This window comes from Neorhizobium sp. S3-V5DH (assembly GCF_004343065.1).
In the GTDB taxonomy this organism is placed as follows: domain Bacteria; phylum Pseudomonadota; class Alphaproteobacteria; order Rhizobiales; family Rhizobiaceae; genus Neorhizobium; species Neorhizobium huautlense.
Genome location: NZ_SMCL01000001.1, coordinates 586,823 through 600,964, shown reverse-complemented (window position 1 = coordinate 600,964; position 14,142 = coordinate 586,823). Strand labels below are relative to the sequence as shown.

General features: G+C 61.2%; 11 protein-coding genes. 4 read left to right on the top strand and 7 right to left on the bottom strand.

Going from position 1 to position 14,142, the window contains the following annotated elements:
* Positions 1 to 55 precede the first annotated feature (55 nt).
* Positions 56 to 1,975 (top strand): 1-deoxy-D-xylulose-5-phosphate synthase, encoded by a 1,920-nt coding sequence (gene dxs, locus EDE09_RS02905; RefSeq protein WP_132408772.1) that lies wholly within the window; start codon positions 56 to 58, stop codon positions 1,973 to 1,975.
* Between the two features lie 9 nt (positions 1,976 to 1,984).
* Here the strand turns inward: dxs and EDE09_RS02900 are convergent, their stop codons facing one another.
* The gene (locus tag EDE09_RS02900; protein ID WP_132408770.1) at positions 1,985 to 2,980 is read right to left on the bottom strand and encodes a DUF4424 domain-containing protein; all 996 of its coding nucleotides are present in this window, start codon (positions 2,978 to 2,980) and stop codon (positions 1,985 to 1,987) included.
* 107 nt (positions 2,981 to 3,087) lie between these two features.
* Positions 3,088 to 5,028 carry a methyl-accepting chemotaxis protein gene (locus tag EDE09_RS02895; RefSeq protein ID WP_132408768.1) on the bottom strand — a complete coding sequence of 647 codons (1,941 nt, stop codon included), beginning with the start codon at positions 5,026 to 5,028 and terminating at the stop codon, positions 3,088 to 3,090.
* Positions 5,029 to 5,181: 153 nt separating this feature from the next.
* Here EDE09_RS02895 and EDE09_RS02890 point away from each other — a divergent pair, with 153 nt between their 5' ends.
* On the top strand, positions 5,182 to 5,937 hold the full coding sequence (locus EDE09_RS02890) for a TlyA family RNA methyltransferase (protein ID WP_132408766.1): 756 nt from the start codon (positions 5,182 to 5,184) through the stop codon (positions 5,935 to 5,937).
* Entirely contained in the window at positions 5,934 to 7,178 is a 1,245-nt protein-coding gene (locus EDE09_RS02885; RefSeq protein ID WP_132408764.1) for a class I SAM-dependent RNA methyltransferase, read from the top strand. Before EDE09_RS02890 ends, EDE09_RS02885 begins: the two co-directional genes overlap by 4 nt.
* Positions 7,179 to 7,222: 44 nt before the next feature.
* Here EDE09_RS02885 and EDE09_RS02880 read toward each other — a convergent pair whose 3' ends face one another.
* From EDE09_RS02880 to EDE09_RS02865, 4 genes are all read right to left on the bottom strand, one after another.
* The gene (locus EDE09_RS02880) at positions 7,223 to 9,313 is read right to left on the bottom strand and encodes a methyl-accepting chemotaxis protein (RefSeq protein ID WP_132408762.1); all 2,091 of its coding nucleotides are present in this window, start codon (positions 9,311 to 9,313) and stop codon (positions 7,223 to 7,225) included.
* 82 nt (positions 9,314 to 9,395) lie between these two features.
* The gene (locus EDE09_RS02875; RefSeq protein ID WP_132408760.1) at positions 9,396 to 9,695 is read right to left on the bottom strand and encodes a hypothetical protein; all 300 of its coding nucleotides are present in this window, start codon (positions 9,693 to 9,695) and stop codon (positions 9,396 to 9,398) included.
* A gap of 80 nt (positions 9,696 to 9,775) precedes the next feature.
* Positions 9,776 to 10,534: a crotonase/enoyl-CoA hydratase family protein gene (locus EDE09_RS02870; protein WP_105373284.1), complete on the bottom strand. Its 759-nt coding sequence runs from the start codon at positions 10,532 to 10,534 to the stop codon at positions 9,776 to 9,778.
* A gap of 12 nt (positions 10,535 to 10,546) precedes the next feature.
* On the bottom strand, positions 10,547 to 12,328 hold the full coding sequence (locus tag EDE09_RS02865) for an acyl-CoA dehydrogenase (protein ID WP_132408758.1): 1,782 nt from the start codon (positions 12,326 to 12,328) through the stop codon (positions 10,547 to 10,549).
* Positions 12,329 to 12,537: 209 nt separating this feature from the next.
* On the opposite strand from EDE09_RS02865, the gene EDE09_RS02860 reads away from it, so the two are divergent.
* Positions 12,538 to 13,530: a transporter gene (locus EDE09_RS02860; RefSeq protein WP_132408924.1), complete on the top strand. Its 993-nt coding sequence runs from the start codon at positions 12,538 to 12,540 to the stop codon at positions 13,528 to 13,530.
* Positions 13,531 to 13,553: 23 nt separating this feature from the next.
* On the opposite strand, the gene EDE09_RS02855 is transcribed toward EDE09_RS02860, so the two are convergent.
* Entirely contained in the window at positions 13,554 to 14,060 is a 507-nt protein-coding gene (locus EDE09_RS02855; RefSeq protein ID WP_132408756.1) for a BA14K family protein, read from the bottom strand.
* Positions 14,061 to 14,142 lie beyond the last annotated feature (82 nt).

Sequence of the window (14,142 nt, the reverse complement as noted above, 5' to 3'; positions counted from 1 at the left end):
TTCTCATCTTGTGGAAGGACAGACTTCCGGACAAGAGCAGAAAAGGCCAGCCCCTGTGACATCAACGCCTATCACGCCGTTGCTCGACAAGGTCATGCTTCCCGCTGATCTTCGCGAGATCGATGACCGCGACCTGCCGCAGCTTGCCCGTGAAGTGCGCGATGAGATGATCGATGCGGTGTCGCGGACCGGGGGGCACCTCGGTGCGGGTCTCGGCGTCGTGGAGCTGACAATCGCCATCCACAAGGTGTTCAACACGCCCGACGACCGGCTGATTTTTGATGTCGGCCACCAATGTTATCCGCACAAGATCCTCACCGGCCGACGCGACCGTATCCGGACACTCCGCCAGGAAGGCGGGCTTTCGGGCTTCACGCGGCGGGCCGAGAGCGAATACGACCCGTTTGGAGCCGCGCACTCTTCCACCTCGATTTCCGCCGGCCTCGGCATGGCGGTGGCAGCCGATCTTTCGAAGTCAAAGCGCAACGTGATTTCGGTGATCGGCGATGGCGCGATGTCTGCGGGCATGGCCTATGAAGCTCTCAACAACGCCGGCGCGCTCGATGCCCGGCTGATCGTCATCCTCAACGACAACGACATGTCGATCGCTCCGCCGACGGGCGCGATGAGCGCCTACCTGGCGCGGCTTGCCTCGGGCCGCACCTATATGGGCTTCCGCGACCTCGGCAAGAAACTGACCGCCTATCTCGGCCGCGGGATCGACCGGGCGATAACCCGCGCCGTTGAGCATGCTCGCGGTTATGTAACGGGCGGCACCATGTTCGAGGAGATGGGCTTTTATCATATCGGCCCGATCGACGGCCATTCCTTCGACCACCTCCTTCCCGTGCTGCGCAATGTCCGCGACAATGCCCGGGGCCCTGTCCTGATCCATGTCTGCACGCAGAAGGGCAAGGGGTATGCCCCGGCGGAAGCCGCAGCCGACAAATACCACGGCGTCAACAAGTTCGATGTCATTACCGGCGCGCAGGCAAAATCGAAGCCGAATGCGCCGAGCTATACCAGCGTCTTCGGCGCAGCACTGGTGCAGGAAGCAGGTTTCGATGAGAAGATCGTCGGAATCACCGCCGCCATGCCGAACGGCACCGGCATCGACAAATTTGCTGACGCTTTTCCCTCGCGTACCTTCGATGTCGGCATCGCCGAGCAGCATGCGGTGACCTTCGCGGCCGGTCTGGCCGCGGAAGGCTACAAGCCGTTCTGTGCCCTTTATTCGACCTTCCTGCAGCGCGGCTACGACCAGGTCGTACATGACGTGGCAATCCAGGGCCTTCCCGTCCGCTTCCCGATCGACCGTGCCGGCTTCGTCGGCGCCGACGGGCCGACCCATGCGGGATCGTTCGACACGACCGTCCTCGCCACCCTGCCTGGCATGGTGGTGATGGCTGCCGCCGATGAAGCCGAGTTGAAGCACATGGTGCGCACTGCCGCAGCCTATGACCAAGGCCCGATCTCGTTTCGCTATCCGCGCGGCGAAGGCGTCGGTGTCGAACTGCCGGAGCGCGGTGAGATCCTCGAAATCGGCAAGGGCCGCGTCGTGAAGCAGGGAGCAAAGGTTGCGATCCTCTCCTTCGGCACAAGGCTCAAGGACTGTCTGCTGGCGGCAGAAGATCTCGACGCAGCCGGACTTTCAACAACCGTCGCGGATGCCCGTTTCGCCAAGCCGCTCGACCACGACATGATCCGTCAGCTCGTCCGCCATCACGAGGTGCTGATCACCATCGAGGAAGGCGCCGTCGGCGGCTTCGGCAGTCACGTGCTGCAATTCCTCGCCTCCGAGGGATTGCTCGACAACGGGCTGAAGATCCGTTCCATGGTCCTGCCGGACATCTGGATGGAACAAGCGAGTCCGGACGCCATGTATGCCAAGGCCGGCCTCGACCGCGCCGGCATCGTCTCGACGGTGTTCAACGCGCTCGGCCAAACCCGGATCGGCGTCGGTTTCGCGGGGTGACGGATCTGCTCAGTTGTCGGCGGCCGTCAGAAACAGGACGTGCAAATCCTTTTCCGGATAGAAATCCGTCGCCGTCATCTCGAAGGTCGTTGGACCGACCTTCTTCACGCCATTGCCGCAAAAGCTGACGTAGTTTTGCGGGCGCCCTTTGTCGACGGTCAGCTTGAATTTGCCGATCGGTCCGTTCCAGTTGGCGCCGGTCGTGAGGATGTATGACACCCATTGCTCGGTATAGTGCGGCCCGGACTTGCCTGCGGCCGCTTCCAGCTTGGCGGCGGTCTTCATGAAGACGGTATCGAGACAATAGCGATCCACGTAGGTGTCGTAGTTGAAACCCGGCTCGCCATCCTCGATGAAGCTCATGGCAACCGTGCCGCCGACGCTCGGCTTGTAGCGGTGGCTGACGCGTACTGGTTTCCCGGCGGGAAACGTGGTTTTCCACCAATAGACGGAACGCAGCGTCCAGACCGGCCGCAGATCCTCCTGCCAGCCCTTTCCGGCATCGTAGCGATCGACATAGACCAAGCCCTCGGAGATCCAACGCTTCTTGACGTCCTCGGGCAGGTTCTGGAGCGCCTCGCCGGTCTTTTCACTATAGGGCAGAAGCGGAACTTGCTGGGCCAGCAATTCCTCGGTGCGATCGATGCCCATCGCGATCACCCGCTGCTGCAGCTGCGGCGTGATCTGTCTGCCGTCCTGCATGACCGAAAAACCAAGGAAGTTGTCGCTTTCCGGATCACCGTAAGCAATGTCGCTTTGCGAACCGCCGACGACATCCGGCATGGGAAAAGCGATGATGCTTTCAAAATCAGACTTGCCGCTATTCCTGAAGACATAGTCCACCAGAACCTCGTCCTGGGAAATGTAGAGGTTTTCCTCTTCCATGGTCACTTCGGAGGTCTGGGCGTAGATGAGACCGCCGGTCGTCAGTTCGGCGGTCGTATCATTGGCCAAGGCCGAATTGGAGGCCAATAAAAGCCCGCCCAACAAAAAGGTCCACCGCATTTCCATCCCTCCAGCCTGGTTGGGCCGGACGATAGACCGGAACCTTTAAACAGAAAAGGCAGGCCAAAAAGCATTCCGGCCTGCCTTGGCATTTTATTGTTCGGGGATCAGAATTCCGACCAGTCTTCCCTCACCGCGGCTGCGGTTGCCGTCTTGCCGGAGAAGGCACGGGCGACCGTCGAGCGCAATGCATTGACGGGCGATGCTGCGGGGCGGGCTTCGGCAGGAGCGGCCATCGGTCGTGCGATGCGGCCAGTGGAAGGTCCTCCGAGATTGAACTGCTTCAGGAGCGCATCCAATGCCTCGGCTTCATGGGCGAGCTTGTGGCTCGCGGCAGTCTGCTCTTCCACCATGGCCGCGTTCTGCTGCGTGCCCTGATCCATGGTGTTGACGGAGGTGTTGATCTCCTGCAACCCGGTGGACTGCTCGCGGGTGGAAATGACGATCGCACTCAGATGCTCGTTGATCTGCTGCACCTCGCCGACGATCGCTTCCAGCGCCTGACCGGTTTCCCCGACCAGAGCCACCCCGGCATCGACCTGCTGGCTGGAGGTCGTGATGAGCGACTTGATCTCCTTTGCCGCGTTGGCCGAACGTTGGGCGAGTTCGCGAACTTCCTGCGCGACGACGGCAAAGCCCTTGCCCGCATCCCCCGCACGGGCGGCTTCGACGCCGGCGTTCAGGGCAAGCAGGTTCGTCTGGAACGCGATGTCGTCGATGACGCTGATGATATTGATGATCTCGCCGGAGGACTTTGAGATCTGCTCCATGGCGGAGACGGCGCGACGAACCACTTCGCCCGATTTCTCGGCACCGAATCGGGCGCGCTGCACACGCTGGCCGACATCTTCGGCGCGACGGGCCGATTCCCGGACGGTCGTCGTCACTTCTTCGAGTGCGGCCGCGGTCTCCTCGACAGAAGCCGCCTGCTGTTCGGTACGGCGGCCGAGGTCGTCGGCAGCGGCACGGATTTCGACGGCGCCCGCGCTGATTGCGGATGCGTTGTCGCCAACTGCGCGGAGGGCTGCCTGGAGCTTCTCGAGCGCCTGGTTGAAATCGGTCCGTAGCCGGTCCAGACGGCCGGAGAACGGCTTTTCAAGCCGATAGGCGACATCGCCATTGGCAAGGCTTGCGAGGCCCGATGCGAGCGAGTCCATGGCGAATTCAATCTCGGCGGCTTCCTTGGCCTTTTGCGCATCGTTGGAAAGACGTTCGCGCTCATTGGTCTCACGCAGCGCGTCGGCGTCATGGGCAAGCCGCTGCTTTTCGATCGCGGCATCTTTGAAGACGGCCACGGCCTTGGCCATCAGGCCCACCTCGTCACCGCGATCAAGAGCGGGAACGTCGATGTTATGGTTGCCGCCGGCGAGAGAGGTCATGGCCTCCGTCATGCCGATGATCGGGGTGACGATCGCCCGCGACAAAGCCCAGACCAGGCCCGCTGCGATCGCGCCGGCGAGGCCGCCACCCAGGAGGAGCGCCATCAGCAGGTCACCAAACGCGTCGGCCTGCTCGATGCGCGTACCCGTCGTCAGGTCCATGGCCTGTTTCTTGATCTTCGCCGCGGCGTCGCGGAAGCCGTCAAGCTGGCCCTTGGCCTGGTTGCGGCCGATTTCGATCACCTGGTCGATCGGCATATCGGTATTCTTGCGGGCAGCAAGCTGCGGCTCGGTCAGCTGGGTGTGGAAGACGTCGGCCGCGGCACGCATGGCGTCCAGCGAAGCGATGAGGTCCGGCATGCCTGCAGCTGCCTTCTTGCCAGCATCGATGGCGGCAATCATCTTGTCGCGGTTGACGAACACATCCTTGTAAGTGCTGTCGCTCTTGAAGAGCAGGAAGCCGCGCTGATTGACGGCCTGCTCCAGCATCGCTTCGAGCGCCGCATCCACATTCATCATGATTTCCTGCGCAGTGATCTGCTGCACGGAGGCGCGGTTAGACCTCAAGGACTGCCAATAGACGCCCGCCGAAGCGAGCAGGCAGACCGACATCAGAGCCACGAAGGTAATGATCAGTTTTTTATTGAGGGAGAGATTTTTTAGTGACATGACGACTTTCGCTTTTTCCGGATGACACAGCCTGGGCGTCTCCTCCATCCGCAGAAAACCGCAAGTCGATTAAAATTACGTTGAACCGTCTCCCAAGTTTTCATAGCCGATGGCCTTGCCAGCATCATGCGGGGCGGGCATTGACATAACATCATGTCCAAAACCGCAGAAAACCAACGCCTCGACCAACTCCTGGTGTCCCTTCGACTGTTCGACAGCCGCTCCCGGGCGCGCGACGCAATTGCACGCGGCACGGTTACGGTGAACGGCCAGGTGGTGACCAAACCGGGCCAGCTGCTCTCACCGGATGTGAGGATTGCTGTCGATGACCCCGCAAAGCATTACGTATCCCGGGCGGCCCTCAAGCTCGTCGCAGCGCTCGATCATTTCTCGCTTGACCCACGCGGCACGAATTGCCTCGACGTGGGCGCCTCCACCGGCGGCTTCACGCAGGTGCTGCTCGAACGTGGCGCGTTCCATGTCACCGCGCTCGACGTCGGTCACGGGCAGATGCACGAGAAGATTGCCGACGATCAGCGCGTGACGAATATAGAGGGATTGAACGCCCGCAATCTCACCGCGGACGATATCGGCGGCCGTGCGATCGATTTCGTTGTCTCGGACGTGTCTTTCATTTCGCTGAAGCTTGCCTTGCCGCCGGCGTTGAACCTCGCAACGCCAGGGGCCATATGCGTGCTTCTTGTCAAGCCGCAATTCGAAGCCGGCCGTGAGGCGATCGGCAAGGGAGGTCTGCTGCGGGAGCCTGAGACGGCGCCCCAGGTTGCGGCCGAACTGGAACGCTGGCTGACGGAAGATATGGGCTGGACGAGCCTTGGCCTGATCCCTTCCCCAATAGCGGGCGGCGATGGCAATCAGGAATTCCTGCTCGCAGGAAAGAAACCGGAATGAGCACAGAAACAGTCCAGATCACGCGGCTCGGTGCGCAGGGCCATGGCATTGCGGAAAGCGATCAAGGCCTGGTCTACGTGCCGCATACGCTGCCAGGCGAGACGGTGGCAATCGCCCGCAACGGCAACCATGGTTCACTGATGTCGATCACGCAGGTTTCGCCGGACCGCATCACGCCGCTCTGTCGCCATTTCGACCCTGACCGGGACGCCTGCGGCGGCTGTTCGCTTCAGCATCTGGCCGAGACCCCTTATCGCGATTTCAAACGTGAATTGGTGGTCGAGGCGCTGAAATCCAAGGGTCTTGCGCCGGAGGTGGGCGAGCTTGTCGTCGCGCAGCCCGGCGAGCGGCGGCGGACGGTCTTTTCGGCCCGCAAGACAGAAAAGGATTTTCTGCTCGGCTTCAACCGTGCCGAGACCAACCATATCGTCTCGATCGAGGAATGTCCGATCGCCTCACCCGGCATCATGGCGCGGCTCGAAGCTATCCGGGCGGTCGGACAAGCGTTGGCGGTCGGCTCCGATACCTTTCACATTACGGTGCTGGAAACGCTTTCCGGACTCGATCTCGCCGCCCATGACCTGAAGCCACTTTCCGACAAGCAGCGTCGCGCCGCGACTGAAACCGTCCTGGGCCTCAAGGGGATCGCTCGTGTCTCGGTCAATGGCGAGGTCCTCATCGAGCCACAAAAACCGCTGATCGACTTCGGCGGCGTCAAGGTCTCGCCGCCGCCGGGAGCCTTTACCCAAGCGACCAAACCCGCCGAAGACGCCATGGCCGATCTGGTGCTTTCCCATCTGGCAAAAGCCAAACGCGTGCTCGATCTCTTCGCGGGCTCTGGAACCTTTGCCCTGAGGCTTGCCCGCATGGCCAAGGTGCATGCGGTTGAAGGCGAGGAAAAATCGCTGAAGGCCCTCGATCATGCCGCTCGAAACACACAAGGCCTGAAGCCGGTAAGCGTGGAAAAACGCGATCTCTTCCGCCGGCCGATGACGCTCCTGGAATTGAAGAACTACGACGCGGTGGTCTTCGATCCGCCGCGCGCCGGAGCCGAGGCGCAGGTCAAGGAACTTGCCCGCTCCGGCATCAAGAGCATAGCCGCCGTCAGCTGCAATCCGGGCACGCTTGCCCGCGATCTTCGGATCCTCGTCGATGGGGGCTACCGCATCACCTCAGTGACTCCGATCGATCAGTTCCTCTGGTCTCCGCATGTCGAAACGGTGGCGCTACTTCGGAAATGAAAATGCCCGCCTCACCGGGCGGGCACCAATCTCAAAATCGGCAATCACGCCGCGTGGCGGCTGCCATGTGACCATTCTGTGGCCCCTTCGCTGCCGCCAAGATTGAATTGCGAGAGCAATTCCATCAGCTTTGCCGCTTCCGCCGCCAGGCCATGGCTTGCCGCCGTCTGTTCTTCGACCATTGCGGCATTCTGCTGCGTACCCTGGTCCATGGCATTGACCGCATGATTGATCTCGTTGAGGCCGGTGGATTGTTCGCGCGTCGCCGTGACGATCGCGCCGACATGCCGGCTGATCTCCTGAACCTGGGTCATGATGCTCTTCAACGCAGTGCCGGTATCGGCGACCAGTGTCACGCCGGAACGGACCTGCATATTGGATGCGCTGATCAGTGCCTCGATTTCCTTGGCGGCCTGAGCCGAGCGCTGTGCAAGTTCGCGCACTTCCTGGGCGACAACGGCAAAACCCTTGCCGGCCTCTCCCGCGCGGGCAGCTTCGACGCCGGCGTTCAACGCCAGAAGGTTCGTCTGGAAGGCGATATCGTCGATCACTCCGATGATATTGGAAATCTTGCCCGAGGACTCCTCTATCTCGTTCATCGCAGAGACTGCCTTGGCAACGATATTGCCGGATTGCTCAGCACCGTCGCGGGCTCGTGTCACCAGCGCACCGACCTCTTCGGCTCGATGAGCGGTATCACGGACGGTGGTGGTGATTTCCTCCAGCGCGGCGGCGGTCTCCTCGACGGAGGCCGCTTGCTGCTCCGTGCGGTGAGCAAGCCCATCGGCCGCATGGCGAATTTCCGCCGCACCTGCATCGATCGTACGGGCATTTGCTCCGACCGTCTGAAGAGCCGAGCGCAACTGGGCAACAGAGGTATTGTAATCGTCCCTGAGGCGATCGAGATGCTGCGGGAACGGCTTTTCGATCCGATAGGCAAGATCGCCCGCAGAAAGCGCCTTCAACGCCTCGGCCAGGCCTTCGACGACAGCACGTATCTCGGCTTCCTCGCGGGCCTTCTGCGCTTCCCGTTCACGCCGTTCGCTTTCGGTCAGACGGCGGCCGGTTTCCGCCTCGCCTTCCAGCCGCTCGCGTTCCATCGCGTTAGCCTTGAAGACTGCGACGGCAGCAGCCATGGCGCCAATCTGGTCACGACGCTCTTCGCCGGGAACGGCAATCGAGAGCTGCCCGGCGGCAAGCTTTTCCATGGCTCTCGTCATGTCGGTCACGGGGCGAACGACGAACCGGTTCAGGACCCACGCCATCGCGGCCATCATCAAGGCGACCGCCAGAACGGTGGCGACAATCGCGCTGTTTCTGAAATCGCGCAACGACGCATAGGCAGCGTCGCTGTCGACGGCAAAGCCGAGGGACCATTCGACGCTCGGCAGGCCGGCGACGGGGACAAAGCTCACCAGCACGTCCTTGCCCGCAAGGCGGGTATCGACGAGATCGGCCCCAAGCTTCGGCGTATCCTGCGGGAACATGTCGGCAAGCGTCTTTCCGATCAGCTTGCTGTCGGGATGAATAAGGATGGTGCCGTTCTTATTGACCAGGAAGGCTGTGGCCTCAACCCCGACATCGACGGACTTGATGAGATTGACGATGGCGTCGAGCGCGAAATCGCTTCCGACAACACCTGCCAGTTTTCCACCCGCGTTGACCGGCACTGCAGCGCTCACGATCAGATCGCCGCTCGAGGCGTCCACATAAGGCTCGGTCAACACCGGTCCGTTTGCTGAGACCGCGTCCTTGTACCACGGGCGCTTGCGCGGATCGTAACCCTCCGGCATCGGCAGTTTCGGCCACATGGTGAATACGCCCGCTTCGTCGCCGAAATAGGTACTCACGAACTGCTTCGTCAGCACCTGATTGTCGAGGACCTTAAGAACGTCTGCGGAATTTGCCGCAATGGCATCGGCCACCATGCTTGTCAGCACGATGCGGCCATTCATCCAGTTTGCAAGACTTTCCGCCGCCTGCCGGCCCGAAGAGCTCATGTTGTCATGGACGGCCCTTGTCGTCGCAGTTTGCTGAACCCAATAGATATGCGCCGAAAAAGCTGCCAACGCGACCATTACAACAACCGATGCCGCAATGAGGATGCGGGTCATCAGATTCGTTCTCTTACGCATGCACGTCCCCGATTCTTGTACTACAGCAAGAGTTAGGGATGGCTTATTAAGATTTAATTGAATTTAGAAAACCGACACTTGCTCAATAGTCGAGATCAAGACGCCCATTGCCGACAACATTCGGGCAGCGGCAGCGTCCACCCACCCGTCCAGCGTCGGCGCGGCAAACATACGGCCGGTCGCGATCATCGCTCTGTGGCGGCGGGACCACGCAGACGTAGCGCTGAGGTCGTTGAGGCCGGTCATCAGTCCGGGTATGGGTGTCACCCTGATACTGGGCGAAGCTCCATGGCGTCTGAGAGCCTGCAAGCGGCGACGTCCCGGCAGAGGTCGTTGAACAGGCAGCCGACAGGATCATCAGACCAAGCAAGATAGTGCGCATGAGTTCTCTCCTTGCGACACAATCTATTCCCGGCCGTGCCCCAAAAGAAGTCGGGACGCCCGTTCTCTTGATTGTCAGCGTTAACGCCGCATGAAGGCTTCGAAGGCGGCGCGCGCCTCGGCACTCTTCAACTGTGCTGAGAAATGCACCAGTTCCTCGTCCATGCGCGCAAGAATAGCCTCCCGCGGCCCGCGCACCAGATCGCGGGCGATCTTCAAAGCCTGCGGCGGTTTTTTTGCAAGGCTTGCGGCGAGTGACAGCGTCTCCGTTTCCACTGCATCGTGCTCGACAATCTTCCAGATCAGTCCGGCGTCGAGCGCTGCCCGGGCAGAAAAGCCCTCTCCTGCCACCAGCATGGCGAAAGCGCGCTGATGTCCGATCACTTTCGGAGCGAGCAGGCTCGAAGCTGCTTCCGGCACCAATGCCAGATCGACGAAAGGCGTCTTGAACAGGCTGCGGGAGGAGGCGATCGTCATGTCGCAGTGGAGGTTGAGCGTGGTACCGATGCCGATCGCCAACCCATCAACGCCTGACACCAACGGCTTTTCCGCAACCGCCAGCGCCTTGATGAAGACGGCGGCGGCAGGTGGTTCCTTCGAACCGGACATGGCATAGGCGAGGAAGTCGCCCATGTCATTGCCGGCAGAAAAGCACCCCTCCGTGCCGAGGAATGCAACGGCTCTCACCGCTTCGTCCTCGTTTGCCTCGTTCAGCGCTGCGGTCATGCGGTTATACATGGCCGAAGTAATGGCGTTCTTCTTTTCCGGCCGGTTAAACCGGATGACCATCACGCCCGGCTGGGCTTCCGGACGCTCGACGAGGATATGGTTGTCGCTCACGGAAAAGCTCCTTCAGGCGAGGATTGCGCGGGCAGCTTGGAGACTTGCAGCGCCGGAAACGACGCGGTCCTTCAAGGCCGATGTTTCGGCGAGGAGGTTCTCCGCCATGAAGCGGCATAGCGCGACGCGCTTTTCAGCTCCGCCGTCCCCGGTATTGGCAAGCGCGCCCTTGGCAAGATAGCAGCTGGTCAAAGTCAGGCCGAAAAGGCGCTGATAGGGGGTCGCGCCAGCCAGAGCGTCAGCCGCATTTCCGGCAGCCTGCGTCTCCAGCAGCCAATGGGTCGTGGTTTCAAGAGCCGCAATCGCGGCACGCAGCCGGTCGCCGGTCTCACCGAAAGCCGTGTCGTTCGAAGCCGAAATCCTCTCGGCGATCTGCTTCAATTCGCCGATGAAGCCTTGCACCTGTTGACCCGAAGAGAGCGGCAGCTTGCGTGTCACCAGATCGATCGCCTGGATGCCGTTGGTGCCTTCGTAGATCGGAGCGATACGAGAATCGCGCAGGTAGCGGGCAGCTCCGGTTTCCTCAATGAAGCCCATGCCGCCATGTACCTGGATGCCGAGCGAAGCGACTTCGACCCCGATGTCGGTCGCAAAGGACTTGGCAATCGGCGTCAGAAGTGCTGCCCGCTCGGCCCAATGGCGGGCCTCATCACCATCGGTGTGGTGCGACATATCGGTCGCATGGGCGCAGGCATAGCAGATGGCGCGCGCGCCTTGCGTCAGCGCCTTCATGGTGATCAGGGTCCGGGCGATGTCGGGATGTTCAATGATCGGGCTCATGCCGGAACCGGACCAGCCGGGAGCCTTGCCCTGGGTACGCTCATGGGCATAGGAGAGCGCCTTCTGGGTTGCGGCTTCGGCGATGGCAACACCCTGCATGCCGACCGCTAGGCGGGCATTGTTCATCATCGTGAACATGCAGGCGAGCCCCTTGTTCTCCTCGCCGACGATCCAGCCGATGGCTCCCTTCTCGTCACCGAACTTGCCATCACCGTAGATCATCGTGCAGGTCGGCGAGCCGTGGATGCCGAGCTTGTGTTCGATCGAGTGGCAGAAGACGTCGTTTCGGGATCCAAGTGAACCGTCCTCGTTCACCAGGAATTTCGGGACGAGGAAAAGCGAGATGCCGCGCGTGCCCGCCGGTGCGTCGGGAAGCCGCGCCAGGACCAGATGAATGATGTTGTCGGCCACATCATGCTCACCCCAGGTGATGAAGATCTTCTGGCCGAAAATGCGGTAGGTGCCGTCGTCGCGACGCTCGGCGCGCGTTTTCAGGACGCCGAGGTCCGAGCCCGCATGCGGTTCGGTCAGGTTCATCGAGCCGGTCCATTCGCCGGATACCATCTTTGCGAGATATTTTTCCTTCAACGCGTCGCTGCCGTGCGTGACGAGCGCCTCGATCGCGCCCATGGTCAGCGTCGGGGCAAGCGCGAAAGCCATGGAAGCGGAATTCCACATTTCGAGCGCCGCCACGTTCAGCATATGCGGCAGGTTCTGACCGCCGAAGGCTTCCGGCGCCGTCAGCCCGTTCCAGCCCCCTTCCCGCCAGTGGCGGTAGAGTTCCGGCCACCCGTCCGGCGTTTTAATTTTCCCGTCGGTCAACCGCGCGCCCTGCCTGTCGCCGATCTCTCCCAGCGGCGCCATTTCGTTGCCAGCAAAACGGCCTGCCTCTTCGAGGATGGCTTCGACGAGATCGGCGCTGAGATCGCCAAATCTGCCGATCTCCACCGCCTCCGCCAGGCCTGCTACGTGATTCAATGTGAAAGCGATCTCTTCGACCGGTGCCTTATACATGATGCTCTCCTCCCACGGCAGCTCCGCCTGCCTGATGCTACCCGATTCCAACACGGCCGCATGCCTGTTTGCTTTTTACGTAAACGTAAATGTGATTGTCAATTGCTGCTAGGTTCCTGCTTGTGCGAAGGCGCTTCAGAAAGTTTTGTTGAACTGGCGTTACAAAAGGAACCTATGGAGTGATTTTCATGCTTCCGGATGCCACGCCGATGTCTCTTATAGCGCCCGTCGTACCCGGTTTCGTCTGGGCTTACCATTTCCGGCCTGGTGCGCCATGCACCCGACTGCCGCTTGATGCGGGCCGCAGCGATCTTGAAGTAACCGATGGTTTCCTTTGGCTCCACCTGAACCTCGCCGACTCGCGGGTCGCTGCCTTCCTGGAAAGTTTTCCCGACCTCCCGCCGCCCGCGGTCGCCGCACTCACGACCCATGACACGCATGAGGCCGTCACTCTCGACGAACAGGTCGTCTACGGAACCCTCGTTGATTTCCAGCGCGAGTTCGACAGCGAGACGCGCGACATCGGCTGGCTGCATTTCTTCGCGTCCGGCAAAGTGATCATCACCACGCGTCTCCAACCGCTGCGATCGGTGGACCGGGTGCGGGCGGCGATCGAGAAGAACGCGTCGCGTTACCAGAAGCCTATTGACGTGTTCGAGACGCTCCTTGCCGAGTTCCAACGGACGATGATCAGCCTGGTGATGGAGCTGACGGAAGAGCTGAACCTGATCGAGGACTTCGTCTACGACAATGCGCCACGCGACGAGCGCCGCAGACTGGCACCGGTGCGGCGGACGGTCGTCAGGCTGCATCGCCATCTGAGGACCGTGCTGACGCTGATGCGACGAGCAGCGGCTGTCGATGACGACGAGATGCCGCCGGGTTTCGACGATGCGGCCTCACGGCTCATCTCGCGGCTCGAGGCCGTGGATCACGACGTTTATGCACTGCAGGAGCGTGCCCGGCTGCTGCATGAGGAAATCGACTCGAAGCTGTCGTCGGAAACGAACAGGCACCTCTACATCCTGTCACTGATGACGGCATTCCTGTTGCCGCCATCGCTGGTCACCGGCTTCTTCGGAATGAACACCTCGTCGCTTCCTTTTGCAGAAGGAAGCGACGGTACGGTCTACGCATTCAGCTTGATGGGCGTCTCAGTTTTCGCCGCCTGGTGGCTGTTGAGACGGGCAGGCATTCTCTGATCGCCCGCAGAAAAAGCTGCCTATCAGTAGTAGGGCGACAAGCAGGTCCGGCGGGGGCCGTAGTTCGGCTGGAACGTGTTGGAATAGCTGTCATAGGACCGGTAGCGGTCGGCGCACCATTCGTAATGGCGAGGATTGATGTCGCCGCGCTCGACATAGGTCGGAGCAGGTTCGACATATCGCGGCGCGGGTTCTACATAACGGGGCTGAGCGGCAATCGCCCCGCCGATGATGGCGCCTGCGCCAAAAGCGGCCAAGGGGAACCAGTAACCGTTATAATAACGATGGCCGTGTCGGCGTTCCCGGTAGCCACGGTGGCCGTTGTAATAGCCGTCGCGATATCCATCGCGATAGGCATCACGGCGCCACTCGCGACGTTCCCACCGATCGCGCTCCCAGTATTGGACCTCGGTGACGGCAGAATTTGCCACCGTCGGCCGGGCCGGAAGGGGCATGGCATGGGCCGGCGTCAGCGACACTATGAGTACCACGGCGGAGATTCCCGCAAGCGCCATCTTCTTGAACGTCATATTGGAGCCCCCATTCCTCAATCGATGCATCGAATTCTTTGCCGCAGCCGATGATTTCCATATCGGACAGACCGGATGTTCT

Excerpts from the sequence above, each read along its gene's own strand:
- EDE09_RS02900 (WP_132408770.1), bottom strand. The coding sequence starts at position 2,980 with ATGCGGTGGACCTTTTTGTTGGGCGGGCTTTTATTGGCCTCCAATTCG.
- EDE09_RS02895 (WP_132408768.1), bottom strand. The coding sequence starts at position 5,028 with ATGTCACTAAAAAATCTCTCCCTCAATAAAAAACTGATCATTACCTTC.
- EDE09_RS02890 (WP_132408766.1), top strand. The coding sequence starts at position 5,182 with ATGTCCAAAACCGCAGAAAACCAACGCCTCGACCAACTCCTGGTGTCC.
- EDE09_RS02885 (WP_132408764.1), top strand. The coding sequence starts at position 5,934 with ATGAGCACAGAAACAGTCCAGATCACGCGGCTCGGTGCGCAGGGCCAT.
- EDE09_RS02880 (WP_132408762.1), bottom strand. The coding sequence starts at position 9,313 with ATGCGTAAGAGAACGAATCTGATGACCCGCATCCTCATTGCGGCATCG.
- EDE09_RS02875 (WP_132408760.1), bottom strand. The coding sequence starts at position 9,695 with ATGCGCACTATCTTGCTTGGTCTGATGATCCTGTCGGCTGCCTGTTCA.
- EDE09_RS02865 (WP_132408758.1), bottom strand. The coding sequence starts at position 12,328 with ATGTATAAGGCACCGGTCGAAGAGATCGCTTTCACATTGAATCACGTA.
- EDE09_RS02860 (WP_132408924.1), top strand. The coding sequence starts at position 12,538 with ATGTCTCTTATAGCGCCCGTCGTACCCGGTTTCGTCTGGGCTTACCAT.
- EDE09_RS02855 (WP_132408756.1), bottom strand. The coding sequence starts at position 14,060 with ATGACGTTCAAGAAGATGGCGCTTGCGGGAATCTCCGCCGTGGTACTC.